21 protein-coding genes are annotated in these 24138 nt (G+C 66.5%); 15 read left to right on the top strand and 6 right to left on the bottom strand.

All coding sequences use genetic code 11. From position 1 onward, the window contains the following. Positions 1-222: 222 nt before the first annotated feature. Both ACZYZ7_RS11965 and ACZYZ7_RS11960 read right to left on the bottom strand, forming a co-directional pair. Positions 223-372 carry a molybdopterin-binding protein gene (locus tag ACZYZ7_RS11965; protein WP_353653667.1) on the bottom strand — a complete coding sequence of 50 codons (150 nt, stop codon included), beginning with the start codon at positions 370-372 and terminating at the stop codon, positions 223-225. A 27-nt stretch (positions 373-399) separates the two neighbouring features. After that, the gene (locus tag ACZYZ7_RS11960; RefSeq protein ID WP_463740963.1) at positions 400-648 is read right to left on the bottom strand and encodes a hypothetical protein; all 249 of its coding nucleotides are present in this window, start codon (positions 646-648) and stop codon (positions 400-402) included. Between the two features lie 158 nt (positions 649-806). Between ACZYZ7_RS11960 and ACZYZ7_RS11955 the strand changes: the two genes are divergently transcribed. Further along, positions 807-2756 (top strand): SNF2-related protein, encoded by a 1950-nt coding sequence (locus tag ACZYZ7_RS11955; RefSeq protein ID WP_463740962.1) that lies wholly within the window; start codon positions 807-809, stop codon positions 2754-2756. Here ACZYZ7_RS11955 and ACZYZ7_RS11950 read toward each other — a convergent pair. Then, positions 2740-3861 (bottom strand): DUF7159 family protein, encoded by a 1122-nt coding sequence (locus tag ACZYZ7_RS11950; RefSeq protein WP_463740961.1) that lies wholly within the window; start codon positions 3859-3861, stop codon positions 2740-2742. The genes ACZYZ7_RS11955 and ACZYZ7_RS11950 overlap by 17 nt on opposite strands. A 145-nt stretch (positions 3862-4006) precedes the next feature. On the opposite strand from ACZYZ7_RS11950, the gene ACZYZ7_RS11945 reads away from it, so the two are divergent. The 3 genes from ACZYZ7_RS11945 (at position 4007) to ACZYZ7_RS11935 (ending at position 6018) form a co-directional block, all read left to right on the top strand. Next, positions 4007-4453 (top strand): hypothetical protein, encoded by a 447-nt coding sequence (locus ACZYZ7_RS11945; RefSeq protein ID WP_135452732.1) that lies wholly within the window; start codon positions 4007-4009, stop codon positions 4451-4453. A gap of 126 nt (positions 4454-4579) precedes the next feature. After that, positions 4580-5734, top strand: a complete 1155-nt coding sequence (locus tag ACZYZ7_RS11940; RefSeq protein ID WP_135452731.1) for an inorganic phosphate transporter — start codon at positions 4580-4582, stop codon at positions 5732-5734. After that, a complete protein-coding gene (locus tag ACZYZ7_RS11935) occupies positions 5731-6018 on the top strand; it encodes a hypothetical protein (RefSeq protein WP_463740960.1) in 288 nt (95 codons plus the stop codon). Before ACZYZ7_RS11940 ends, ACZYZ7_RS11935 begins: the two co-directional genes overlap by 4 nt. Positions 6019-6024: 6 nt before the next feature. Here the strand turns inward: ACZYZ7_RS11935 and ACZYZ7_RS11930 are convergent, their stop codons facing one another. Then, positions 6025-6894: a cutinase family protein gene (locus tag ACZYZ7_RS11930; RefSeq protein WP_450071396.1), complete on the bottom strand. Its 870-nt coding sequence runs from the start codon at positions 6892-6894 to the stop codon at positions 6025-6027. Positions 6895-7098: 204 nt separating this feature from the next. Between ACZYZ7_RS11930 and ACZYZ7_RS11925 the strand changes: the two genes are divergently transcribed. From ACZYZ7_RS11925 to ACZYZ7_RS11915, 3 genes are all read left to right on the top strand, one after another. Further along, complete coding sequence (locus ACZYZ7_RS11925; protein ID WP_463740959.1) at positions 7099-8598, top strand: PE-PPE domain-containing protein; 1500 nt, start codon at positions 7099-7101, stop codon at positions 8596-8598. Between the two features lie 41 nt (positions 8599-8639). Further along, a complete protein-coding gene (locus tag ACZYZ7_RS11920) occupies positions 8640-9353 on the top strand; it encodes a TetR/AcrR family transcriptional regulator (protein ID WP_135452728.1) in 714 nt (237 codons plus the stop codon). Positions 9354-9555: 202 nt separating this feature from the next. Then, the gene (locus tag ACZYZ7_RS11915; protein WP_463740958.1) at positions 9556-11229 is read left to right on the top strand and encodes a PE-PPE domain-containing protein; all 1674 of its coding nucleotides are present in this window, start codon (positions 9556-9558) and stop codon (positions 11227-11229) included. Here the strand turns inward: ACZYZ7_RS11915 and ACZYZ7_RS11910 are convergent. Beyond that, a complete protein-coding gene (locus tag ACZYZ7_RS11910) occupies positions 11226-12884 on the bottom strand; it encodes a DUF7937 domain-containing protein (RefSeq protein ID WP_450071399.1) in 1659 nt (552 codons plus the stop codon). The two genes, ACZYZ7_RS11915 and ACZYZ7_RS11910, sit on opposite strands and share 4 nt — an antisense overlap. 183 nt (positions 12885-13067) lie before the next feature. Between ACZYZ7_RS11910 and ACZYZ7_RS11905 the strand changes: the two genes are divergently transcribed. Together ACZYZ7_RS11905 and ACZYZ7_RS11900 are read left to right on the top strand one after the other, a co-directional pair. Then, the gene (locus tag ACZYZ7_RS11905; protein WP_450071400.1) at positions 13068-14984 is read left to right on the top strand and encodes a hypothetical protein; all 1917 of its coding nucleotides are present in this window, start codon (positions 13068-13070) and stop codon (positions 14982-14984) included. Positions 14985-15012: 28 nt separating this feature from the next. Next, positions 15013-15237: a hypothetical protein gene (locus ACZYZ7_RS11900; RefSeq protein WP_450071401.1), complete on the top strand. Its 225-nt coding sequence runs from the start codon at positions 15013-15015 to the stop codon at positions 15235-15237. 16 nt (positions 15238-15253) lie between these two features. Here ACZYZ7_RS11900 and ACZYZ7_RS11895 read toward each other — a convergent pair whose 3' ends face one another. Further along, positions 15254-16465 carry an RtcB family protein gene (locus ACZYZ7_RS11895; RefSeq protein ID WP_450071402.1) on the bottom strand — a complete coding sequence of 404 codons (1212 nt, stop codon included), beginning with the start codon at positions 16463-16465 and terminating at the stop codon, positions 15254-15256. A gap of 668 nt (positions 16466-17133) precedes the next feature. Here ACZYZ7_RS11895 and ACZYZ7_RS11890 point away from each other — a divergent pair. The 6 genes from ACZYZ7_RS11890 to ACZYZ7_RS11865 all read left to right on the top strand — a co-directional run bounded on the left by ACZYZ7_RS11890 (position 17134) and on the right by ACZYZ7_RS11865 (position 24080). After that, positions 17134-17943, top strand: a complete 810-nt coding sequence (locus ACZYZ7_RS11890; protein ID WP_463740957.1) for an IclR family transcriptional regulator — start codon at positions 17134-17136, stop codon at positions 17941-17943. A 66-nt stretch (positions 17944-18009) separates the two neighbouring features. After that, complete coding sequence (locus ACZYZ7_RS11885) at positions 18010-19023, top strand: zinc-dependent alcohol dehydrogenase (RefSeq protein ID WP_450071404.1); 1014 nt, start codon at positions 18010-18012, stop codon at positions 19021-19023. Next, entirely contained in the window at positions 19020-19745 is a 726-nt protein-coding gene (locus ACZYZ7_RS11880; protein ID WP_135452723.1) for an SDR family NAD(P)-dependent oxidoreductase, read from the top strand. The genes ACZYZ7_RS11885 and ACZYZ7_RS11880 overlap by 4 nt, the downstream gene beginning before the upstream one ends. Positions 19746-19942: 197 nt before the next feature. Continuing rightward, positions 19943-21280: a histidinol dehydrogenase gene (gene hisD / locus ACZYZ7_RS11875; RefSeq protein ID WP_450071405.1), complete on the top strand. Its 1338-nt coding sequence runs from the start codon at positions 19943-19945 to the stop codon at positions 21278-21280. 143 nt (positions 21281-21423) lie between these two features. After that, entirely contained in the window at positions 21424-22866 is a 1443-nt protein-coding gene (locus ACZYZ7_RS11870) for a purine-cytosine permease family protein (RefSeq protein WP_135452721.1), read from the top strand. Beyond that, on the top strand, positions 22863-24080 hold the full coding sequence (locus ACZYZ7_RS11865; protein WP_450071406.1) for an alpha-hydroxy acid oxidase: 1218 nt from the start codon (positions 22863-22865) through the stop codon (positions 24078-24080). Before ACZYZ7_RS11870 ends, ACZYZ7_RS11865 begins: the two co-directional genes overlap by 4 nt. The last annotated feature ends 58 nt before the right edge of the window (positions 24081-24138 follow it).

Genomic DNA, 24138 nt, shown 5'->3' with positions numbered 1-24138 from the left:
TGCATACCAGTTTCATTCGTCACAGATTTCGAGGTGCCCGGTTATCAGCGACAGTGTCGCTGATACGCGGGCACTGGACCAGTGAGACTGATGAGGTCAGCGGTGCCGGATTGGCGAAAACGGTCAGCGACAATGGGTTTGACGAGCTAGGAGTTAGCCGTGTGGCAATTGTCGCTGAAAAGTCGCTGACAGGCGGGCACATCGATCAATCGTCCGAATCGGCTAAATCGGCATGCGGTAGCCGAAATACTCGTGGTCCTCGTTGTACCCACCACGGCCCCAACCGACTTCACGGAAATCAGACACGAATTCGACCGCCTCGATCCACTTCACCTGTTTGAAGCCGAGCTCCAACTCGTTGTCGACGGCCATGCCCCGACCTCCTAGAAACAGTGCGCATCACAGAATCCACGGGAAGGCCCCGTACATCGGGAACGCGTCGACGAACGACGGAGAGTCGTTGATCTGCGCATTGCCGGGCGAGATGCACTCACTGCCGACGTTGGTGGTGGTACACGACTGCGGCGCCGGCGCAATGCGCTGACTGCCGGTCGGCACCCCCGCCACAGTGGCTCCCGCGAGGGGCGCGAGGATGATCGACGTCGCGGCGCCGGCCGCAGCCAGCGCGGCGGCAGAGATTATTCGCATGATCCGCACCTTCCATACGTTTATGTACGGTCACCTCAAGCCATCGCTGCGACCTGGGCATTCCCCGTGGCGAAACTGAGCGGAGGCGAGATTCCGCCGAAGAATCCCGGACATTCCGTGCACCCGGCCACCGAGGTGAGGTGCCATGATGATGAGTCATGGACGGCGCCGATCTCACCGAGTTGATCCGCCATGCCGACTCCGCGCTCGCCGGTGTCGGCAAACTCCGCGCCGAGATCGCCGACCGTATCCGCGCCCGCACCGACGAGGTGGTTACGCAGACCCTGCACTCGGCGCCGCTGCAGCACCTGCGCCCGTATCTGGCGCCCGGCGCGCGTCTCGGCGGGCTGGCCAACTCCGAGTACCGCAGGGTCGCCGACATCCACACGGTGCCCGCCCGGCTGTTGACCCAGGTGCCCGGCGTCGACATCGAGGCCGCGCAATCGGTGCAGGCCGCAGCCCAGGCCATGGCCGACCACATCCGCACCACCACCCGGCCCCGGCTGCGCGCCGGGGAGGACACCGAGCTGCTGTCCTCGCTGCTGACGCTGGCCGAGACCGACGTGCCGGTCAAGCAGTTGCGCCGGCTTATGCCGCGGCTGCGCAGCCACACCGCGTCGGATCCGCTGCTCGAGTCGGCGCGCGGACTGCTGGACCGCATCGACGATGCCCACCACCACGACGGCGACGTGTGGGCACACTACCGCGCCGACCCTCGCCCCATCGACCAGCTTCTCAGTGAATTCGCCTCCGGGACAACCGATGTGGATGCAGCCCAGGGATTCGTCGGGGCCGAGGTGGCCGTACAGGTCGAGCAGACCCCGTTGAACCGATCACTGCTGCGCACCGAATTGCGCGGATACCAGGAATTCGGCGCCCGCTACGCGCTGGCCCGCGAGCGGGTGCTGCTGTGCGACGAGCTCGGCCTGGGCAAGACCCTGCAGGCCCTGGCGATCGTGGCACACCTGGCCGCCGCCGCACAGCTACGCCACACCCTGGTGGTGTGCCAGCCCAACACCGGAATCCATTGGGCCGCAGAGACCGCCAAGCACACCGCGCTGCGGGCAATCGAGATCCGCGGCAGCGAACGCGATGCGCGCCTTGAGGATTGGAAGACCTCCGGCGGTGTGGCCATCGTGTCCTACGACACCCTGCAACGCATCAAACTGCCCGAACGCCCCGGGCTGGTCATCATCGACGAGGCACACCTGCTGCGGGACCCGAAGTCCGACCGGTCCCGGGCCGTCCGCAACGTGCTGACCTCCGATAACCGCGTGCTGTTCCTGTCCGGCGTGCCGATGCACCAGCGGATCGGCGGTTTTCGCCATCTCGCCGACTTTCTGCAACCCGACGTCGCGGGCAAGGTCGCGCCCAACGCCGGCGAACGCGGATCGATCGCCTTCCGCCGCGCCGTGGACCGGGTGTACCTGCGACGGGACTACCGCGATGTTGTCGACGAACTGCCGGTGCGGATCGCCACCGAGGAGTGGGTGCGACTCAGCCGAGCCGACCGTGAGCGCTACCGACAGTGCGTCTCCAGCGGAAACTTCAGCGCGATTCGGCAAGGCGCCTGGCCGTCGGGCTCACCGACACCGGGAGCCAAGCTGGACCGGCTCATCGAACTCACCAACGAGGCCCACATCAACGGCGCCCGGGTGGTGGTGTTCTCGCATTTTCCCGCGGTACTCGAGGTGATCCGGAAAGCCCTACCGGGCAACATCTTCGGACCGGTGGACGCGTCGGTACCCGATCAGCAGGCCGTCGTCGACGCGTTCGCAACCGACCGCGGCCCGGCCACCCTGTTGGCCCACATCGGGGCCGGCGCGCTGGACCTGCGCCGGCTGAATGCTCCGGTGGTGTTCATCATCGCCGAACCCCAGTGGCAGCCGCGCACCGAGCGGCAGGTGATCGGACGCACCCAGCGGCTCAGCGAACTGCACACCGTGCGGGTGTACCGGCTGCTGGCCAGGGGCACCGTCGATGAGCCGATCCGTCGCCTGGCGCAGCATCCCGAGCAGGCCCCACCACATCAGGACGAGGTCGTGCGAGCCGAGCAGGCCCGGCTGGCCCGAGCGGGGCTGACCGCCAAGTTCAGTGGAACCGGTTGATGATCGGAATGCGCTCGATGATCCGGTCCCGCAGCCGCGGCTGCGGGTAGGTCACCGGCGGGGGAACATACGGCGGCGGTGCATAGACCGGCGCGGGTGCGGGCGGAACGTAGGCGGGCGCGGGCGCCGGGGCCGGAGCTGCCGGGGCCGGCGGGATCTGGGCGGGTGGCTGGTGTGCCGGCGGATTGGCGGCCTCGACCGCCTGAGCCGGCGGCGGAGCCGCGGGGGCCGGTTTGACGGCGGGCTTGTCGACCGGCTTGTGCACCGGTTTCGGTGCCGGCCCGGCAGCGGGCGCCGATTCCTGGATTCCAGCGGCGTGCGCGGTTTCCGATACCGCGCCCGGATGCAGGTGCAGCCCGATGGCGGCCGAGGTCGCGACGACGAGCGTCACCAGTGCCCCGCCGACGACCGACGACAATGCGCCGACCTTGGTCCAGTGCACCGCCTTGGCCGGTGTGGCCGCGGTGTTCACCGCGAGCGCCGCCGCCAGTCCTGCGCCCCGCGCAAACGCCAGATCGGATTCGGCCGCGGTGATCACCGCAGTCGAGACGGAATCGGCCAGCTCCGACACGATCGGACCGCAGGCGCCGGAGCCCAGGACGAACATCGCGCTTATCGGTCGGCCGGTCAGCGCCAACAGTCCGGTGATGTCGGCGACGAACGTGTCGGACCGCTCGATGCGGTCGGCACTGACGTCGTCGGGGGTCACGATCGCCACCACCGCGGCGTCGGGTTCGACGATGCACACCGCGATGTCGTCGTGCTCGGTGATCTCGGCGATGCCACTGGCCAGCATCCCGGCCGCCTCGATCTCCGAGACCGCGAAGACATTTCCGTAGCCGCGGTTATCCAGAGATTGCATGATGTGACCGGCCAGTGGCGCGGCATCATTCGTCCACGTCACGCCGATGGCATGGATACGGTGTCCGCCGTCGAGTTCGGTGTCGTCCACCAAGCCCCGCAGCAGGCCGTCGGGGTCATAACCGGCGACATCCTCGAACGAGATCGCGCCGCGATCGAGCGGACGCCCCTCGCCCGTCGTCCCTTCGACGAGCACCCACCGAACGGCTCTCGAAGTCATCGCGAGGCCGAGCACGAGATCCATACCGATCCCCCGATCTGCCTAGTCAGTCGTTGATCAGGTTACCGGTGTGACGCCGGTTACACGTGGGTGCGGCGATCTGCGCGCAAACTCCTCCGTCTGATATCGGCCCGCACCCATGCGGCGGCACACCATAAGCTCGCTGCATATGAGGTACCTCGCCGCCGCGTTGGCCACCATGTCCGTGCTCGCCGGGTGCGCAGTCGCGGGCAGGCCGACCGCGGCCCCGGTGGACGATGAATGGCGCCAAGCGGTAATGGACGCGGTCGCGGGACTGGGCACGCAACTGGGCCCGATCGGCGACGCGATGACGGCTCCCGTCACCGACTACCCGGCACTGCACCGCGCCTGCACCGATATGCGCGCCTACGTCGACTCAACACAGCCGAAAGTACTGCCCGGGCCCGACGTCCTGGTCAACGCCGCCCTCGGGGACGGCTTCGACGGCTTCCGCAGCATGGCCGACCAATGCGTGGCCTTGACCCCGGCAAACAGTGCCACCCGGTTGACGAAGTTGGGCACCACCATCGATGAGGCCCATCTCCGCATGAACGAGGGGCTCAAGCTGCTGGGCATCGAAATCCCGAAACGCTGACGGCCCACCCGGCCGGCTACCACACGCGAGCCATTTTCGGAGCCACACCTCGGGGCCCCGAACGTGACACAGACCTCAGCCAGTTAATTAGGCTTCCGTAGCGATTGTGTTCAAGAATTGTTTACCGTGTCGTTACAGTTCCTCCTGCTGTGCATTGTCGTTTTCACCGCTTTGATGTTCGACTTCACCAACGGGTTTCACGACACCGGCAATGCGATGGCGACGTCGATCGCCAGCGGAGCACTGAAACCACGTACGGCAGTAGCGCTGTCAGCGCTGCTGAACCTCGTCGGCGCGTTTCTGTCCACCGCTGTGGCCGCAACGATCGCCAAGGGTCTCGTCGACGCGAATCTCGTGACCTTGGAGCTGGTGTTCGCCGGGCTCGTCGGCAGCATCCTGTGGAACTTGCTCACCTGGCTGATGGGTATTCCGTCGAGCTCGTCGCATGCCCTCATCGGCGGCATCGTCGGCGCGATGATCGCCGCCGTCGGAGGCCATGGCGTGATCTGGCACGGCGTGGTCTCGACCGTCATCGTGCCCGCGGTGTTGTCGCCACTGATCGCCGGTGTGGTGGCCTGCATCGCCAGTTGGCTGGTCTACCGGCTGATCCGGGGCCTTCCGAAGGACCGCACGATCGCCGCCTTCCGTTACGGACAGATCGGCTCGGCATCCCTGATCTCACTGGCGCATGGCACTAACGACGCGCAGAAGACAATGGGCATCATCTTTCTCGCCCTGATCTCCTACGGCGCCGTCGACGACTCCGCGACGATGCCGCCGTTCTGGGTGATCGCCGCCTGCGCCATCGCCATCGCCCTCGGCACGCTCTCAGGTGGTTGGCGGGTCATCCGCACCCTCGGCAAGGGACTGGTCGACACCGAGGCTCCCCAGGGCATGGCCGCCGAAGTGTCCTCGGCGGCAACCATCCTGCTGTCCAGTCACTTCGGCTATTCGCTGTCCACCACGCACGTCGCGACCGGGTCCATCCTCGGCAGCGGATTGGGCCGTCGCACCGAGGTGCGCTGGGGCGTCGCCCGCAACATGGCCACCGCGTGGCTGATCACCCTGCCGGCCGCGGGCCTGATCGGCGCACTGACCTACGTCCTCGTGCACGGGATCGGCGGCTTCGCCGGGCCGCTGGTCGGGTTCGTCGCCCTGATCGCCTCGACGGTGCCCATCTGGCTCAGGTCGCGTAAGCCCCCGATCGACCACAAGAACGTGAACGACGCGTGGCAGGGCAGCCTGACCGCGGTCGAGGACCGGAGCGGGAACATCGCATGAGTGACTGGATCAATCTCGTGGCCGTCGGCAAGATCCTGCTGTTCGGCCTGGCAGTGGGCGCATCCGTGCCGACCCTGTTCGCGATCGGTGTGCGCCTGCACATCGCGGGTGATGTCGCCGATGACGCCTCAGACGTCGGCCGTCGCCGTCTGCTGACGGGCCTCAGCTGGGTGATGTTCGCGTTGGTGCTGGTCGTGGTGGTCGCCGGCGTGCTGTTCATCGCCAACAATTTCATCGGCCATCACACCGGCGTCTACCTGTTCGGCGGTAACGCGCACCGCTAGGCCAGCTCAGGCCAGCGGCGCGACGGGCGCCGGTGCGGCCGGTGCCGGCGAGGGCGCTGTCGGCGACGTCGCCGGTGGGCTTTGAGCAGGGGCCGGCCCGGGAAGTGACTGCGGCGCCGGGCCCATGTGTTGGGCGGCCTGTGCGGGCTGGGCCGGCTGGACACGCGCAGGCTGCGACGGGCCGGTGCCGGCCAATATCGCCGGCGCAGCGGGCTGGGTTGACTGCTGCGCCCAGTCGTCCTGAAGCTTGCTCGCCGCGAACGCGGCGCCCTGGTTCACCAGGCCGGCTTCCGCGTACTGCGTGTGGATGCCGAAGCTTCTGCCCTGCGGGTCGCACACCAGATCGTTGTCGACGCAGAGGTCGATGGACTTGGCCGCGTAGTTCGGCCCTACGACGACCGACGGGTTGTTGAGCACCTTCATGAATCGCGGCGACGGCTTGCCGAACAACGCGACGGCCGCCACGTGGTCCGCCACATCGGACGGCATCGGTGCGGGCACATCTGCCGGTGAAACCCCGTCCGGCACAACGCTTGCCGTCACGAACCCGATGACCGCCGCACCCTGGGAGAACCCGCCGAGCACCATCTTGGTGTCCGGGCAGTTGGCGGCGGTGGTCATGATGCGCGCCCGAGCATCAGCGATTCCTTGTACGGCAGTTGGGAAATCGGTGGTCGCCGGGTAATCGACGGGATAGACCCCCACCGATTTCGGAGCGACGTTGGCGCGCAGAGAATTGATGAACGCCTCCCCGGTGTCTCCTACGCCCGGCGCTTCCATCGTGCCGCGGGCGAAAACCACCTCGGCATCCGGACACGGTGTCGCATTGGCGGACGGAATCGCCACGTTGTTCATCACGGAAGCCGCCGCCGCCATGACGGCAACTAATCCGGCACTTCCGAATTTCCCCACCAATTCACTGTGACACAGCGCAGCATGGAGCGCGCCCCGAGAACGCGGAGGCATAAAGGTCCCTCAAGAACCAACGAGAACTCTTAAGAAAGGAATTCATGAATGAAAGGTCGGGGGATATCGTCATGCCGTCCGCGCCGGCAGCGTTTTTCGCATCGGTGGGCTTCGATGTTGTTGGCCGGTGGCGTCGCGGTCGCGGTATCGGCAGGAATCACGGTCAGCACACCAACAGCCACTTACAGTGCTGAGATTCGGCTGGTGGGCACGACGATCGGCGTGGGGCCCTCTTTCGACGCATTCGGATTGACCGTCCCGATGTTGTTCTACGGAAGCACCATCCCGGAAGGCGACTCGTACCACACCCTCCCCTACCCCGCACAGATCAACCTCAACTACCCGATCATCTCGGATCTGCCGGTGCTGTCGGGTCTTCCGTACTGGCCGCAGTCCCTGAAACGATCCGAGGGGGTCGGGGCCGGCTACCTGCTGCAGGACATCGCCAACACGGCGGCCGGTGAGAAGATCACGATCATCGGCGTATCGCAGGGCAACCAGGTCGCCGAACTGGCGCGGGCAGCAATGGCCAAAAGCCTGAATTACGTTGCCAATGCCGAGAATTACGAGTTCGTCTTCATCGGAAACCCCTATCAACCAAACGGCGGCATTCTCACCAGATTGGCGTCGTGGAGCACCCTTCCGGTACTGGGCGACATCTTCCCGCTCGGCCGTCCCGGGCCTTCCGACAGCCCCTTCAAGACCACGTACTACCAGAATCAATACGACGGCATCGCCGACTTCCCCGCCTATTTCAACGTGCTGTCGCTAGTAAACTCCTTTGCCGGCCAGGCGTTCGGGCATGCATTTCCCGGCTACGTCCTGGAGTACCCCGACGCCCCGAATGCGGTGAAGACACAGGTCGGCAACACCACCTACGTGATGCTGCCCCAGTACCTGCCACTGCTGGCACCGCTGCGCATACCCGCATCCCTGATCGGCGCGGAACGATTCGTCGACGCCCTGGACCCCGTGCTGCGGGTATTCATCGAAATGGGCTACGACCGCACCGCAGATCCCAGTCACGCCCAGGAATTCAGCTGGGTCACGCCTCAGGAGAAGGTGCAGGAAGCACTGAACGAACTGCCGCGCGCGTTCAAGCAATCGATCGCCATCCTCGCCGGCGAAAAGTACACCCCCACGCTGCCCCAGCCGGTCGTCTCCGACACCGAACCCGAGACACCGGTGACCGAGCATCCGATTGTGCCGGTGGGCACCTCGCCGTTCGAGCAGGACGTACGCCGCGCGGTGGAGGACATGGCGGCAACGTTGTCAAACGCCACCCGGCCGTTTGCCAAAGTGCTTCAAGCCATCGGCGAGGCGACGAGGACACAGAAGACCATTGAGCCCACCGAGCCGACCGACGCCGTCAACGCGTCGACGTCACTGCGCGCCCCGAAGACGCACACGCAAGTGGGCTCGCCCCGCAGCGATTCGGTGCAGCGGTTGAGGGCGGCCCTGCAGCCGAAGGGCTCCGACCGGGATTCCGTTCGCTCGATTGTTCGCTCGTCGGTTGGCTCGGCTGTCGGCGCGGCCAAGGCCAAGAAGGCCGCGAAGTCTGCACCCGCTGAACGCCATCGCCCTTCGGATCGCAAGCGCAACCGCGCGGGCTAACCGTCCGACCTCGGGATACCGACCGCACTACACTCCGGGCCATGGATAGACCGCCGGCGGCGCCCGGCGCAGGCACAACGCCGGGCCAGGCTGCAAAGCCCCGCGGGCAGCGCACGATCCGCGGACTCGACGCCGAGCAGCGTCGTGCGTATCGCCGTGAGCAGTTGTTGACAGCGGCCTTTGACCTGATTGCGCGCGACGGGTATGCCAACACCTCGATCGAGCAGATCTGCCAGACGGCGTATGTCGGCAACAAGGCGTTCTATGAAGTCTTCGACAGCAAAGAAGACTGCTACCTGGCCCTGCTCGCCCAGATAGCAGCACGGATCGAGAAGCAAGCGGTCGAGGCGCTCGCCGATGCGCCGGACGATCCCGACGAAACCGTCCACCGACTGTTGTCGGCCTTCGCCCACGCTCTCGTCGACGACCCCCGGGTGGCTGTGGTCGCCTTCGGGGAATGTGCCGGCATCTCGCCGCGCGTCGAGCGGCTGCGCCGCGAGAATCGCCGCTGGACTGCGGCGTTTCTCGAAAATCTGTGGCGGCAGCGCGAGTTTCCCTGCCTGCCCGATACCGGCGCGGTCGACTATCACGCCTTGGCGGTGTCGACCGTGGGCGGGCTGTTCGAAAGCGTGGCCGACTGGCTGCACCAGCGGGAGACCGACAGCGCTTCACCGCCGACCATCGACACGCTGATCGGCAATCTCGCGAGCTTTGTGGCGGTGGTTCGCGCCGGGATCGCGGCGTCCACCCGCTGAATCTGCAAACCCCGGTTTGCAACAAGAGCCCTTGTTTCAAAAAGCGACTCTTGTCATTCATCTCTACCCACTGGTAGCTTTCCGGCAGCATGCGAAGTGGCGCCCGTCACATTCCGCTGTTGACGTGCTGGTCGCAGGCTCAGATGTTCCGGCCGTGCCATCTGGACGGCCGACTCACCACGATGAGGAAAGAAGGAACAGCATGCGGGGTTGGGGTCGGGGGGAGTCGTCGCGCGGTGCGCGCCGACAGCGCGGTTCACGCCGTTGGGGGTCGATGTTGCTGACCGGCGGCGTCGTCGTCGCGGTATCGGCGGGAGTCACGGTCAGCACCCCGACGGCCACATACAGTGCCGCCGTTCGACTGATCGGTACGACGATCGGCGTCGGGCCCTCCTTCGACGGATTCGGGTTGAGCATCCCGATGTTCTTCTACGGGAGCACGGTGCCCGAAGGCGACTCGTTCCACACAGTCCCCTACCCGGCGCAGATCAACCTCAGCTTCCCGATCATCTCCGATCTGCCTGGGCTGTCCGACATTCCGTACTGGCCGCAGTCGCTCAAACGATCCGAGGAGATCGGGGCGGGCTACCTCCAACAGGACATCGCCAACACCCCCGCCGACGACAAGGTCACGATCATCGGCATGTCGCAGGGCACCCAAGTCGCCGAGATCGTGCGCGCCAGCATGGCCAAAGACCCGAATTATGTTGCCAACGCCGACAATTACGAGTTCGTCTTCATCGGCGACCCGTACCAGCCCAACGGCGGCATCCTGACCCGCTTCACCTCGTGGAGCGATCTGCCCGTGCTCGGCGACATCTTCCCGTTCGGCCGGCCGGGGCCGTCCGACAGCCCCTTCAAGACGACCTATTACCAGAACCAGTACGACGGATTCGCTGATTTCCCGGCGTATTTCAACGTGATGTCCGTCGCGAACGCGGTTGCCGGGATCTTGTTCCAGCATGTCTTTCCCGGCTATGTGCTGGAGCACCCTGACGCACCCAACGCCGTCACCACACAGGTCGGCAACACCACCTACGTGATGCTGCCCCAGTACCTGCCACTGCTGGCACCGCTGCGCATTCCCGCATCCTTGATCGGCGCGGAACGATTCGTCGACGCCATGGACCCGATCCTGCGGGTGTTCATCGAAATGGGCTACGACCGCACCGCAGACCCCAGTCAGGTCAAGGAGTTCAGCTGGGTCACGCCTCCAGAGAAGATCCACGAAGCACTCAACGAGCTGCCGGCGGCGTTCGCACAGTCACTGGCGATTCTGGGCGGCCAAAAGTACACCCCCACCCTGCCCCAGCCCGTTGTGCCGGGCACCGAACCCGAAACACCAGTGACCGACCATCCCATCGACCCGGTGGGCAACTCGCCGTTCGAGCAAGGCGTGCGCCACGCGGTCGAGGACGTCGCGGCAGCGCTGTCCGACGCCACCCGGCCACTGGCCAAGGTGCTGCAGGCGATCGGCAGCGCGACAGCGCCGCACAAGACGGTTGTCCCGGCCAATAGCCCCGTTCCGGCAGAAATCAAGGCGGACAGCACTGTTGCCGCCACGGTCGAGACCGGCAACGAGACGAAGTCAACATCGATCGGTCGTCCGACGCTGACACGATCGGACTCCCCGCGCACCGACTCGGCGCCGCGGTTGAAGGTGGTCCGCGACACGGACGATTCGCAGGCGCGCGACGGGAAGGCTTCGCCCGCCGGCGAGTCAGCCCATGAGTCCGCGCCGAGCGCCGGGTCGGACAGTGACAAGCCAGACCGGAAGTCCGTTCGCACCGCGAAGCGGGCGGCCAAGCAGGCCGCGAAGTCGGCGGACACTCAGAACAACCGGCCCTCGAAGCACGAGAGCGCGAAGGCCGGCTAACGCTCTGACGGCGGGCGCTGCGGACGACGCTGAATCCGCAGCGCCTGCGTCGGAACCTGAAGATCGGCGGTCGGCGGGGCGGCCAGCACCGTCGTCGAATCCTCTTTCAGGCGAACGATTCTCGGGACGGACGCCGCCCGGGGTTGCCGAACGATGGTCGGCGGTGCGAACTCTTCGACGGCAGGTCTCGACGGCACGACCTCCGTCGGCGGTTCGGGCGCCGGCTTGGCGGAACGGGTTTCGCGTCGCACCAGGTAGCCGGCAAACGGCCCGGTGAACACCATCACCACCAGCACGAGCAGGCTCAGCACACACACGGTGACGTCGAAGGTGCTGGTGATCTGCTGGGCCAGGTTGTTGCCGTAGATCGCCGCGGGTGCCGGACCGGCGTAACGCGGTGCCAGGGCCACCCCGATGGCCACATTCGCCACGGTGAAGACGAACAGCACCGCGCTGAAGGCGGCGGCCACGGTCGTCGAGGTCAGCCCCTGCTCGAGCTGGCGGTGCAGCCACCGCGCGACCAGTGCGGTGACCAGGTTGAACACCGTCATCGCGACGGTGTCGTACGCCGCCCGTGGGAGGTCGAGCGATAGGGCGATCAGGAAGTCGACGATCCGCAGCGCCGCCGCCGCGAACGCCCAGAAGGCGATGAGCGTCAGGCACTTCTGCGCGGCACCGCGGTAGGCGCCGACGGTCGGCGGCTTGATCAGGAAGACGGCGTACAGCGTCGTCGGCGCCACGATCGCGGCGGCAGCCGCCCAGGCGAGGTAGCCCTCGTAGCCCACGGCCGCCGTCGAGGTGTTCTGGGCGATGCCGTGGAAGGCGTCGATATCGCGGCCGATGCCGGCAAGCCACACCAGAGTGGCAGCGATCGCGCCCGAGACACCGATGGCCGTCGTGGCCAACCGCGCCGCCCCGGTGCGCTCGGTGAGCCAGCGCGAGGCGATGACCAGAGCGATCATCGCCTCCGCGCCGTAGAGCAGGGTGGTGACGATAACGGCGATGTCGTGACTGCCGAACTCGACCTGGGTGACGAACAGGTACCGCAGCCGCCAGTAGAGGTTGAATGCAACCGACAGCGTCGCCAAGGCGATCGAGAGGAAACCGATCGCCCGGGCTATGGCGTACCAGCGGCGAAACCTGTTGTCCTCGATCGTGATCGACGTGATGGGCGGCTGCGCCGCCAGCAGTGCGCCGGCGAGGCCGAGCAGCATGCCCGGCCCCACCCCCGGCGGCACGGCCCCGGTTCCGCCGCTGCCCACCGTCTGCGCAAGGTGGTACCCGACGAAACAGATGACCACGACGAGGTAGGCGGCGCTGAGCACGAGCCGGATGCGGCTGGTGCGACCGACGTCGGATTTGGGGGCGGCCAGGCGGAACGGACCGAGGTGCGGGGCGAGCGCGGCGCCGATGGCCAGCAGCGTCACGACGGCCAGCACGCCGAACGTCGACCCGGCACTGCCGGGCACCCCAAGGCCGAATTCAAGGTTCCACGGGAGCAGCATCGCGACGACGAGCAGCGCCACGGCGAAGCCGTCACGCACCCGGTTGGTCCGGCTGGGTACGTAGCCGACCCGCGGGGGTCGCTCCACGACCCGCGCGGCCATTGTCGCCACCTGCACGGTGGCGGACGCGTCGTAACGCTCGTCGCTCAACTACCGATTCCTCTCTATGAGTGACAACGCAACGGGACTCAACCAGCGTGCTCACTTTTGCTCCGACGCACAAGCAGCGCTGGCTACCGCGCCGTTTGACCAGCAGGGCCTGTCGCAGCTGTGCGGTAGCTTGGAAATGTCCGTCGGGGATCGAAATACATCCATGAAGCAAGGAGTGGGGCCGTGGACGTAGTCCTCGGGGTGGCGGTCACCGGGCGTGTGGCGCGCTTGGCCATGATCGGTTCGCCCGCGAGTGGCGGCCAGGTTCTGGATCAGTACGCGCTCGATCTGCCCGACGACCTGGTTGCCGAGATGTCGGAGTTGGCCGAGACCATCATCGGCACCTACCGCGCGGTGACCGAGTCCGGTAATCAGGTCGCCGCGACCCGACTGTGCGTGCCCGACGATTCGGCCGCCGACACGTTGCGCCGGACGGTGCTCGACGCCGGGGTGCCCAACGTCGAGGTGGTGACCGAAGCCGAGGCCGCCGCAGCACTGGCCCGCAGCGTAGGTGCAGACGCCGCACTGCTGCTCGCCGATGACGACACCGTGTCGCTGACGACGGTCGGCCAGGCCAGCGAGGCACCCGCGTCGACATTGACGACATTGGCCACGATGCCGATCGGCACTGCCGGGGCGGCCGCCGCGTGTGCAGCCGTGCTGCACCGGGTACCCGCCGGCGAAGCCCCGGGGCGCGTGCTGTTGGTCGGACAGCGCCTCGATCTTGATTCCGTTGCGGCAGAGCTTCGTTCGACCGCACCGGTGGAGGTGGCACCGGACGCGGGCTACGCGATCGCCCGGGGTGCGGCCCAACTGGTCGGCGATGTCGCACCGGCCGGCGCGGCCACCCAGATGGCACCTGCCCTCGAGGCGACGCAGATGGCACCTGTATCGGCGGCCACCCAAATGGCTCCCGCCGCAGCCGATGCCACGCAGATGGCGCCAGCTGCCGCTGATGCCACGCAAATGGCTCCTGCCGCCGCCGATGCCACCCAGATCGCACCCGCCCGTGGGGACGCCGCCGCCGTCGGGCCGGACCTGGCCTACTCACAGGCGGCCGATGACGAGCCCTGGGCCGACGAGATGCCCATGGACGCGGTCAACGAGTTCGTCCCCGAGCAGGAAGACGACCCGGAGTACACGACCGTCATCGCGCCGCCGCCGCCGCGGATGCTGCTGATGGGCAGCGCCTTGGCATTCGTGGTGGTCAGCTTCGCCACATTGGCCGTCACCGTCGCGATCAACGTCCGGCCGACAGCCGATGTGCGGGCCCAGCCCGCGCCCACCCAGCAGGCGGCCACCGTGCCAGGTAACTACCTCCCGCCGGTGCCGCATGAGCCGGATCCGGTGGCACTGCCCGTGGCGGTGCTCACCCCGCCACCCGCCGCTCCGGCTGCGCCCAAGGTGCGCTCTGACACCGGCAACCAGCCGGTCAACCAGGCTCCTGCGGTAGTGCCGCCGGCCGCACCTCCGGCCGTGCCGGCGCCTCCGCCCGTCGAGATTGCACCGGGACCAGTTCCAGTACCTGTGCCTGTGCCGGTGCCCATTCCGATCCCGATCCCTCCGGTTGTGTGGCCGACTGTGCCGACGTGGGTGCCGACGACACCTCCGACGACCCCGCCGACCACGACCACCGCACCACCCACCACCACTACGGCTCCCCCGACGACAACGACAGCCCCGCCGACCACCACCACGGCACCGCCTACGACGACAACGGCACCGCCGACGACGACCACCGCGCCGCCGACCACTACCGCGCCACCCACGACGACGGCACCGCCCACCACCACGGTGGCGCCGCCGACCACCACCGTGCCGCCGACACACACGTCCACGGAAGCGTCGGAGCCGACGATCGAGGCTCCGGCCCACACCGCGCCGGCATACACACCCCCGGTCGAACAGCCCGTGACTCAGGCTCCGGCGACTCAGGCTCCGGTCACAACGGTGGCACCACAGTCTCCGTTTGGTGGTGACTCCCCGTTTGGTGGGTCTTCGTCCGGCGGCGGACTGTTCGGTCGCGGTAGTGGCTCCGGCAGCGGCAGCGGTTCCAGCTCCGGCGGCTCGCCGGTGACGACGATGCCCCTCAGTCCGTAACTCGCCCTTCCTCGAAAGGACCGCCCTAGTGGCCAAGAAGCGCTGGAATGACCTGTCCCCCAATGCCAAGAAGGCCGTCATCGCCGTGGCAGCAGTCGACGCCGGGTTGCGGGCCTGGGCGCTGCGTGACCTCGCGGGCCGCCAGCCGAACCAGATCAAGGGGCCAAAGTGGTTGTGGGGCAGCGCCCTCGGACTGCTGAGCACCTCGGGTGTGCTGCCCGCGGCCTATCTCGTAGTCGGGCGTAGGTCCTGACCTGGCAGCCCAGGACCTACGTGCCCTTCACGTTGAGCACCTGACGCAGCTCATGCTCAATCTCGACGAGGCCGGCTGCGTCCGCCATGACGACGTCGATGTCCTTGTACGCGTCGGGGATCTCGTCGACCCATTCCGCGCCGTGGCGGTACTCGATACCCTGCATCCGCTGTGCGAGGTCGTCGGCAGTGAACCGGCGACGCGCCTCGTTACGGGAGAACCGGCGCCCGGCACCGTGCGGCGCTGAGCACAGGCCGGCGGGGTTGCCCTTGCCGCGCACCACATACGAACGCGTCCCCATGCTGCCGGGAATCAGCCCCATGACGCCTGCGTGGGCGTCGATCGCACCCTTACGGGTCAGCCACACATCGCGGCCACCGTGGTGTTCCTTGCGGGTGTAGTTGTGGTGAGTGTTGATCCGCTCGACCTCGAAGTCGCCCGCCGTACGTGGCTGGTCCAACTGGGCATAACCCATCCACGCGGCGAACACCCACATGTAACGATCCATCATCTCGGCGCGGTTCTCGAAGGCGAATCGCTGCGCCCAGTTGAGTTCCCGCAGATAGTCGGTGAACTCCGGTGTGCCCTGAGGCAGGTAGGCGAGGTCCGGGTTGGGCAGGTCGATCCACCACCGCTTCATGAGCTTCTGCGCAACCTTGATGTGCTTCTGGGCGATCTTGTTTCCCACACCACGAGAACCGGAATGCAGGAACAGCCACACCCGATCGTCCTGATCCAGGCACAGTTCGATGAAGTGGTTGCCGCCGCCGAGGGAACCGAGTTGCTCGCGCCACTTGGGTGAGTGGGAGAGGTCGATTCCGCCGTCTCCTGCCAAGTGTTCGAGGTCGGCGATGCGGCCCTCCGTGAACGGGAACCGGGCGAGCGTGTCGTTGTAGTTGCCAGGCGACAGCGGAATCGTCGTCTCGATCGCGGTACGCAGGGCAGCCAGGTCACGGTCCTGAATATCGGCAGCGGTGAATTCCGTGCGGGCAGCGATCATGCCGCAGCCGATGTCGACGCCGACCGCGGCCGGGATCACGGCGTCAATGGTCGGGATCACCGTGCCGACGGCTGACCCCTTGCCGCTGTGAGCATCCGGCATCAGCGCGACATGGGGATGCACGAACGGCATCGAGGCGGTCTGCTTCGCCTGCTCGATGGTGTTGTCGTCGATGTGGCTGGCGAAGTTCACCAGCTTGTGGTCGGCGACGTGGTGGTACGCGGTCATGACGTCGATTCTCCCGACGGTGTCGAGTCGATTATCAGCCACGGCTGCGCGGCCGCTGAAACCAATCAGGCCCCCGGGGCAGCATTTCACCGCCACGCCTGAGCGACGGCAACCCCGGTACGAGCGGCCCCTGGGACAGAGACTGTCAGGTCACCACGACCTTGAGAGTGGTTTGTCTCCTCGTGCGCGTGCGGCAACGGCGGTCGCAGAGTTGACGAATGCGGCGACCGCAGTGGAGCGGGACTGCTGCGACCAGGCGACAACCAATCTGGCCGGCGCAAGATCGGTGATCGGTCGGTAGTCACAAAGTGCCAGATCCGTTAGTTGTTCCCAGCCGTCATCGACTCGTCGATTGCGTTTTGCTGATCGACGATGCCAGCGCAGCCGCTACGACACCTAAGCCGCTGAACCGCATCCTGATTGGGCTCATCTTCACCGCCTCCTTGCGGCTTCGTCGAACCACGAATCGGTTCGAGCGAGGTCAACGTAGGGCGAGGGGCTAGCTAAGCGCTCTCTTGGCCTTATGGGTGAGCTGTGAATCGCGCTCAGGACTCTAGAACTTGGTGGGCTCATTCACCGGGAACGGGCCAGAGCCCAGGTCGGCTAACCTATTACCACAGATTGTTGTCTTGTATCCGAGACGACAAGGGGCGAGAGGGGGACGGGCTGTGGCCACGGCAAGTCGCGTGAAGTCTGCTGAGCGCGTCATGGACGTGCTGGACTTGCTTGCGCGACGAGGAGTTCCGATGGCGACCATGGAGATCGCGGAGACGCTGTCCCTGCCGAAAAGCACCACCCACCATCTGCTCAACGTCATGCGGGAACGCCGCTTCGTCTCGTACTGGCCCGATCAACGAGCCTGGACTCTGGGCGTGTCGGCCTTCGAGGTTGGCGCGTCCTATATGCGGTCAGGACCGCTACATCGCGCCGGCCAGCGCTACATGCTCGCCTTGACCAATGCTGTCAACGAAACATCACACCTCGCCGTACTGCAGGGCACCGACGTCATCTACCTGGACAAGCGCGAGCCCCTGACACCAGGCGTTCGACTGGTGACCGAGGTCGGTTCGCGGCTACCGGCACATTTGACCGCGGTGGGCCGGGCCATCCTCAGCCGTCTGGATGTCGAGCAGCTCTCGACGCTGTATGACGGCTACGCCTGGCAGTCGCGCACAGGCGAGGGGCCAACCTCGTTGTCGGCGCTGCGCGAGGTGCTCCACGAGGTGCGCGCCCACGGCTACGCCCACGAACAGGGCACCACCACCTCAGGTATTGACTGCATCGCCAGCCCCGTGCTCACTCGCGACGGCCGCGCTGTCGCGGCACTCGGCGTGGCGTACATGTCGGCCACCAAGACAGCCGAACAGGCTGCCGAGATCACCAAGACGGTGGTCGCTACAGCAGCAGACTTCTCGGAAAGCTTCGGCGCGCGGGTGAATGAGGCGCCGGGCGATGGAGGCGCCTCCGGCATCGCCTGACCATCGCCGGGCACGCTATTCCACTTTGCCATTCCACTTTGCCCCCGAGTCTGGTAATCAAGACTCATGTCTTGGATCACAGATCCCGGTGGTGGGCCGGCGCAAACCACAGCCTTGCTATTGGGCGAGAACTTGTCCCTGAGCGTCGGCACGCGCGAGCTGACCGACCTGGCCGACGGTGACGTCCTCGTTGACGTCGACTATGCCGGGATCTGCGGATCGGACCTGCACGTCCTGCAGACGGGTGACTGGGTGGCCTACTGGCCGGCCACGTTGGGGCACGAAGTGGCCGGGCGGGTGCGCCAGTCGCGGCATGCGAGCTTCGCCGCGGGCGAAGCGGTGGTGGCCGATTCACGGATACCGTGTCGTGTCGTCGATGGCCGCCAGCAATCCGACCGCTTGGCCGAGGATCTCCAATGGCTCGGCGAAGCCCGACCTGGCGGCTACGCCGGGGCCATGGTGATCCCCGGCGACAGCCTCTATCGCGTGCCGCCCGGTCTGAGCACGGCCGATGCCGTGCTGGCCGAGCCGCTGGCCGTCGTCATGTGCGCCATCGACCAGATTCCCGTCGACCACCCCGAGACCGTGGGCATTCTCGGTTACGGTCCGATCGGGGCGCTGGCCCACGCCGAGGTCGCACGCCGGTGGCCGCACGCCGCCGTCACCGTGGTCGAGCCGAACGCCCTACGCGCCGAGCTGGCGCACACCCAGGGTGCTCGCGTCGGAGTACTGACCGGGACGGACCGGTACTCCGTGGTGATCGATGCCGCAGGTTATGACGGCTCTTTGGAGACCGCCATCGCCGCCACCGCGTTCGGCGGCTCCATTCTGCTCATCGCGCTGGGCCACGCATCGGCCACCGTGTTGCCGGCCACAATCGTCGAGCACAGCCTGCACGTCGTGGGCAGCGTCGGATTCGACGACCACCACGTCGACGAGGCGCTCGCCGCCCTCGCCGAGAAGCCCGAGCGGTACAACGCCATCGTCACCCACACCGTCGACCTCGCCGAGATCCCGTCCTTCGTGACCGACGGTGGCATGCGAGAAGCCATCAAAGTCCTGATTCGGTGCACCGCATGACCACTCCACGGCGCTATCTGATCACCGGCGGCACCAGCGGCATCGGCGACATGTGCGCCCAGTACCTCAGCGCCGAAGGCCACCAGGTGTGGGTGACCGGTACCAGCGAACAGTCCGTCGCCGCTGCCCTCGGACGTGGCGCTGCCGGCGGCAGCATCTGTGATGCCGCGGATGCCGCGGCCGTCCATCAGACGTTTGACGACGCCGCGACAGCGTTCGGAGGGCTCGACGGAGTTTTCCTCAATGCCGGGATCGACGGGGAGGGTAAACCCGCCGAGCAGCTTGATCCTGCGACCTTTCGCCGGGTACTCGACGTCAACGTGCTCGGCATCCTGCACGGAGCCCAGGCCGCGCACCGCGTCCTGACCCGGCCGGGGGCCATCGTCGTCAACGCCTCGGTCAACGCGATGCGACCCGAAGCGCACTTCGCCGACTACAACGCCAGCAAGGCCGCCGCGGCCGCGCTGGCGAGCACCTTGGCCCAGGAGTGGAGTACCGACGGCCTGTGCGTCACGTGCGTGTGCCCGGGTTATTTCCGCACCAACATGACCGCCCAGTACCTCGACGATCCACAGGTCAGGGCTGAGCTGCTGGCCCGCATACCGGCGGGCAGATTCGGCGAAGCCGCCGACATCGGCGCCACCGTGGCCTTCCTGCTCGCCAACCAGGCCCCGTTCCTCAGCGGTGCGACCATTCCTATCGCCGGGGCCAGCAACATCTAGACGACGCTGTTGCCCGCCAGGCCCGCGCATCCGGCGCGCGCCTGGCGGTTCGCGTCCCGCCGCATTCCAACCCCTTCAGAATGTTCCCCGATCCGTCATCAAGTCTTGCATTACAGATCAATGTCTCGTATACAAGACGTGCGGCGAGTGTGACGCTTGCCTCACCTACAGTCACCGAACCAATGGGAGTCATGCACATGTCAACCGACCGCCCCATCCTCGAGCGCGGCCTCTGGCAGGAGATGTCGACCGCAGACCGGGCCGATCTCATCGACCGCGGCAGCGCCAAGATCTTCGACCCCAACCTGCGCGAAGGCGTGTTGGAAATCATCGAGGACGTCCGCCAGAACGGTGACGCCGGCCTGATCCGCGCCCTGGAAAAATGGGACAAGATCTCCATCACCCCTGATCGCATCCGGGTTTCGCCCGAAGAATTCGCCGCGGCACGGGAGAAGATCAGCCCCGAACTGCTCACCGCGATCCGGGACCTCCTGGCACACCTGAAGTCGTTCAACGAACAGCTCACCGCTCACGGCGACTGGAGCTTCGAAAGCGAGCCGGGTCTGATGGTCGGCGAGAAGGTGACCCCGATCGCCAGCGCCGGGTTGTTCGTGCCCAGCGGCAAGGGCTCCTACCCGTCGGTGATGGCTCAGCTGGGTGCCCCAGCGGTGGTGGCAGGTGTGCAGAAGATCGCCGTGGTCGTGCCGCCCATCCCCGGCGGGGACGGAGAGGTCGACCCGGCCGTTCTGGTCGTGGCCGACGAATTGGGCATCCACGACGTGTTCCGCGCCAACGGTCCGGCCGGTATCGCCGCATTGGCGTTCGGCACCGAGAGCGTGCCGCAGGTCCGCAAGGTCTGCGGACCTGGCAGCCCGCCGGTCACCTGCGCCCAGGTCGAGGTGCAGCGCTACGGCACCGTCAGCGTGATGCTGCTGGGTCCCAGCGAGTCACTGATCCTGGCCGACGACTCCGCTGACCCGTACCTGCTGGCCGCCGACCTGCTCAACGAGGCCGAGCACGGCGCCGATTCCACGAGCGTGTTCGTCACCGACAGCCAGGCCCTCATCGACGCGGTCCAGGTCGAGGTCGCCAAGCAGCTGCTCGATCTGCCCGACAACCGCGCCGAGTACGCCCGTCAGGCACTGGGCAAGAACGGCGGCGCCGTCCTGACCACATCAGTCGAGGAATCCGCCGAAGTCGCCAACGCGTTCGCCCCCGAGCACATGCAGATCGCCGTCCGCGACGAAGACCACGCCCTGGACCTGCTGGTGGATGCCGGAGAAATCCTTATCGGTCAACACACCACGGTGTCGATGGCCAACTTCATCATCGGCTGCCCCGCCGCGCTGCCCACCAGCGGCTACGCCAAGGTCAGCAGCGGCGTCACCGCCGACGCCTTCCGCAAGCGCACCGCTGTGGCAAAGTCCACGCCCGAGGCGCTCAAACGGATGTCGGACACGGTGATCGCCTTCACCCGCCACGAGGGCTTCCCCGCCCACGAGTTCGCCGTCACCCGCCGACTGAACCGGCACTGACAGGCCGACCTCCGTGAGCCCGGCCCGGTCCTCCCCGCGGCTCACGGAGGTCACCTCTCCCACAACTCAAAATGTGCTATCCCACTTGCCTTTTCACACCACTTCCCCGATAGCCCGCGGGCGCACCGAAGGGACCACACACCATGTCCATCCTCAACCCCGAGCAGCGCTCGATCGAGTACGTGCCTCATCACGAGCGACACGGACGGGTCCGCAGCCTGTTCACCCTTTGGTTTGGCGCCAACCTGCAAGTCACCGCGATCGCCGCCGGCGCCATCTCCGTCGCCATCGGCCTGTCGCTACCGTGGGCGCTGCTGGCTAGCCTGGTCGGCAACCTCATCGGCGCGGTCTTCATGGCCCTGCATTCCGCGCAAGGCCCCATCCTCGGCATTCCGCAGATGATCCAGTCGCGCGCCCAGTTCGGCTTCTACGGTGCCGTGCTGCCGCTCATTCTGGTGCTCCTGATGTACATCGGCTACTTCGCCACCACCGCCGTGCAGGGCGGAGCCGCCTTCTCCAGCCTGACCGGCGTCAATATCGACGCCTCGATCATCGTCGTCGTGGTCGTCACCGCCACGCTGGCCATCGTCGGGTACCGCCTTATTCACGCCGCCGAGAAATGGCTCTCGGTGATCAGCGGCCTGGCCTTCCTCTATCTGAGCTACCGGCTGGTGACGGCCAACGACCTCGCCGCGGTATGGACGATGAACGACTTCTCCTGGGCACTGTTCCTGGCCGCCGCCGCGATCGCGGCCACCTGGCAGCTGACGTACGCACCCTACGTTGCCGACTATTCGCGCTACCTGCCCGCCGACACCTCGGTACGCGCCGCATTCTGGTACACCTACGCCGGCGCGGTGCTGTCTACGACGTTCATGTTCGCCTTCGGCGCCACCGCGACCGCCGTCGCCGCCGATGCATTCGATGGCGGATCGGTGGACTTCATCGTCGCCCAGGCTGCCGGGTGGCACGCGTTGTTCTTCCTGATCATCATCGCCGGCGTCATCGGAGTGAACTCCCTGAACGTCTACGGCATGTTCATGTCGACCAGCACGGTGCTCAACTCGGTGTTCAAGATGAAGGTTTCCCCGTCGATGCGCGTGGGGCTGATCGTGGCCGTGGCCGCGGTGGCCACGACGATCGGCATCCTCGGCAAGGACAACTTCCTGATCAACTTCAGCAACTTCATCCTGCTGCTGGCTTACTTCCTGATCCCGTGGACCTCGATCAACTTGGCCGACTTCTACGTCATACGCAAGGAGCGCTACAGCATCGACGACATGTTCAAGCCGCACGGGCACTACGGCGGTGTGGACTGGCGCGCGATGACCGCCTACCTTGTCGGCATCATTGTCGAGATCCCGTTCATCGCCAGCCCCTTCTACACCGGCCCGATCGCCACTGCGCTTGGCGGCGCCGACATCTCCTGGATCCTCGGCATCTTCATTGCCGGCGGCCTCTACATCTTCCTCATGAAGAAATTCCCGACACGCGCCAACTACCCCGAACCCACCTACGCCATCCCGTCCACGCCTAGCCCGCAGGCCGACGCGATGGCCGACGAACAGGAAGCCACACCGGCATGAAGGCCCGCGAGGTACGCGCCCTCATTCAGGTCAAGCCGCCACAAATCGATCGCCGCACCGCCCGGCTGGACGCCTGCAGGACCATCGAGGATCTGCACCGGCTTTCGCGCCGACGACTGCCACGCCCCGTTGCCGACTACGTCGACGGGGGCGCCGACGAAGAACTGAGTCTGGCCAACAACGTCGCGGCCTTCCGGCGCTGGCAGTTCACCCCCAGCGTGCTGATCGACGTCGCCAACGTCGATACATCGACCACACTGCTCGGCCAACACAGCACAATGCCGCTGGGTCTGGCACCCACCGGCTACACACGGATGATCTCGGCTCTGGGCGAGCCCGCGGTCGCCGGCGCCGCCGGCCGCGCCGGGATCCCCTATGTGCTGTCCACGATGGCCTCGACCTCCCTGGAGGACTTGGCCGCTCATCGCGGAGCCGGCGACACCGACCGATGGTTTCAGCTGTACATCTGGAAGGACCGCGACCTCACCGCGCAACTGGTGACGCGCGCAGCCTCCGCCGGTTACCGGGTACTGGAGATCGCCGTCGACACCGCCGTCTCGGGCTACCGGGTCCGCGACGCGCGCAACGGCCTGACAATCCCCCCGCAGATGACCCTCAAGGGTCTCGTCGACATCGGCCTGCGCCCGGGGTACTGGACGAAGATGCTGGCCAGCCCGGCACTGGAGTTCGCCAACGTCACCAGTGGCACCGGCGGCGAGGGCTACACCATCGAGAACATCACCAAGCAGTTCGACCCATCGGTGTCGTGGCAAGACCTGGCTCGCATCCGCGATCTGTGGCCCGGACCCGTGGTGCTTAAAGGTCCGCTCGGCCCGGAGGACGCCACCCGCGCCCACGATCTGGGCATCGACGGAGTGCACCTGTCCAACCACGGCGGTCGCCAACTCGACCGTACGGTCGCGCCAATCGATCTCGTTGCACCCGTACGCGACGCTGCCGGCTCAGACTTCGCCATCTTCGTCGACTCCGGGGTGCGCCACGGCGCCGACATCGCCACCGCCCTGGCCCTGGGCGCCGATGCGGCGTTCATCGGCCGCCCCTACTTGTGGGGTCTGGTCGCCGGCGGCGGAGCCGGTGTCGACAAGGCGATCGGGCTGTTGTCGGATCAATTCAGCCGGACTCTGGCACTTCTCGGCGTCACCAGCGTTGACGAGCTGCGCAAACGCGGCCGCTCGCTGCTGCAACAGCACTGACCAATTTTTGGCTTCTTACACAGCGGCCTAGCTCCCACCAGTATCAAACAAACGAGAC

Source organism: Mycobacterium sp. IDUB_17, assembly GCF_055419465.1.
Note: the sequence above shows the minus strand (reverse complement) of the source record. Positions and strands in the feature narration are given on the sequence as shown.

Bases quoted from the DNA above. Each gene is read 5' to 3' on its own strand.
- ACZYZ7_RS11945 (WP_135452732.1), top strand. From the start codon at position 4,007: ATGAGGTACCTCGCCGCCGCGTTGGCCACCATGTCCGTGCTCGCCGGG.
- ACZYZ7_RS11950 (WP_463740961.1), bottom strand. From the start codon at position 3,861: ATGGATCTCGTGCTCGGCCTCGCGATGACTTCGAGAGCCGTTCGGTGG.
- ACZYZ7_RS11895 (WP_450071402.1), bottom strand. From the start codon at position 16,465: ATGACCGCGTACCACCACGTCGCCGACCACAAGCTGGTGAACTTCGCC.
- ACZYZ7_RS11920 (WP_135452728.1), top strand. From the start codon at position 8,640: ATGGATAGACCGCCGGCGGCGCCCGGCGCAGGCACAACGCCGGGCCAG.
- ACZYZ7_RS11960 (WP_463740963.1), bottom strand. From the start codon at position 648: ATGCGAATAATCTCTGCCGCCGCGCTGGCTGCGGCCGGCGCCGCGACG.
- ACZYZ7_RS11925 (WP_463740959.1), top strand. From the start codon at position 7,099: ATGTTGTTGGCCGGTGGCGTCGCGGTCGCGGTATCGGCAGGAATCACG.
- hisD (WP_450071405.1), top strand. From the start codon at position 19,943: ATGTCAACCGACCGCCCCATCCTCGAGCGCGGCCTCTGGCAGGAGATG.
- ACZYZ7_RS11930 (WP_450071396.1), bottom strand. From the start codon at position 6,894: ATGGCGGCGGCGGCTTCCGTGATGAACAACGTGGCGATTCCGTCCGCC.
- ACZYZ7_RS11885 (WP_450071404.1), top strand. From the start codon at position 18,010: ATGTCTTGGATCACAGATCCCGGTGGTGGGCCGGCGCAAACCACAGCC.
- ACZYZ7_RS11865 (WP_450071406.1), top strand. From the start codon at position 22,863: ATGAAGGCCCGCGAGGTACGCGCCCTCATTCAGGTCAAGCCGCCACAA.
- ACZYZ7_RS11955 (WP_463740962.1), top strand. From the start codon at position 807: ATGGACGGCGCCGATCTCACCGAGTTGATCCGCCATGCCGACTCCGCG.
- ACZYZ7_RS11880 (WP_135452723.1), top strand. From the start codon at position 19,020: ATGACCACTCCACGGCGCTATCTGATCACCGGCGGCACCAGCGGCATC.
- ACZYZ7_RS11965 (WP_353653667.1), bottom strand. From the start codon at position 372: ATGGCCGTCGACAACGAGTTGGAGCTCGGCTTCAAACAGGTGAAGTGG.
- ACZYZ7_RS11870 (WP_135452721.1), top strand. From the start codon at position 21,424: ATGTCCATCCTCAACCCCGAGCAGCGCTCGATCGAGTACGTGCCTCAT.
- ACZYZ7_RS11935 (WP_463740960.1), top strand. From the start codon at position 5,731: ATGAGTGACTGGATCAATCTCGTGGCCGTCGGCAAGATCCTGCTGTTC.
- ACZYZ7_RS11915 (WP_463740958.1), top strand. From the start codon at position 9,556: ATGCGGGGTTGGGGTCGGGGGGAGTCGTCGCGCGGTGCGCGCCGACAG.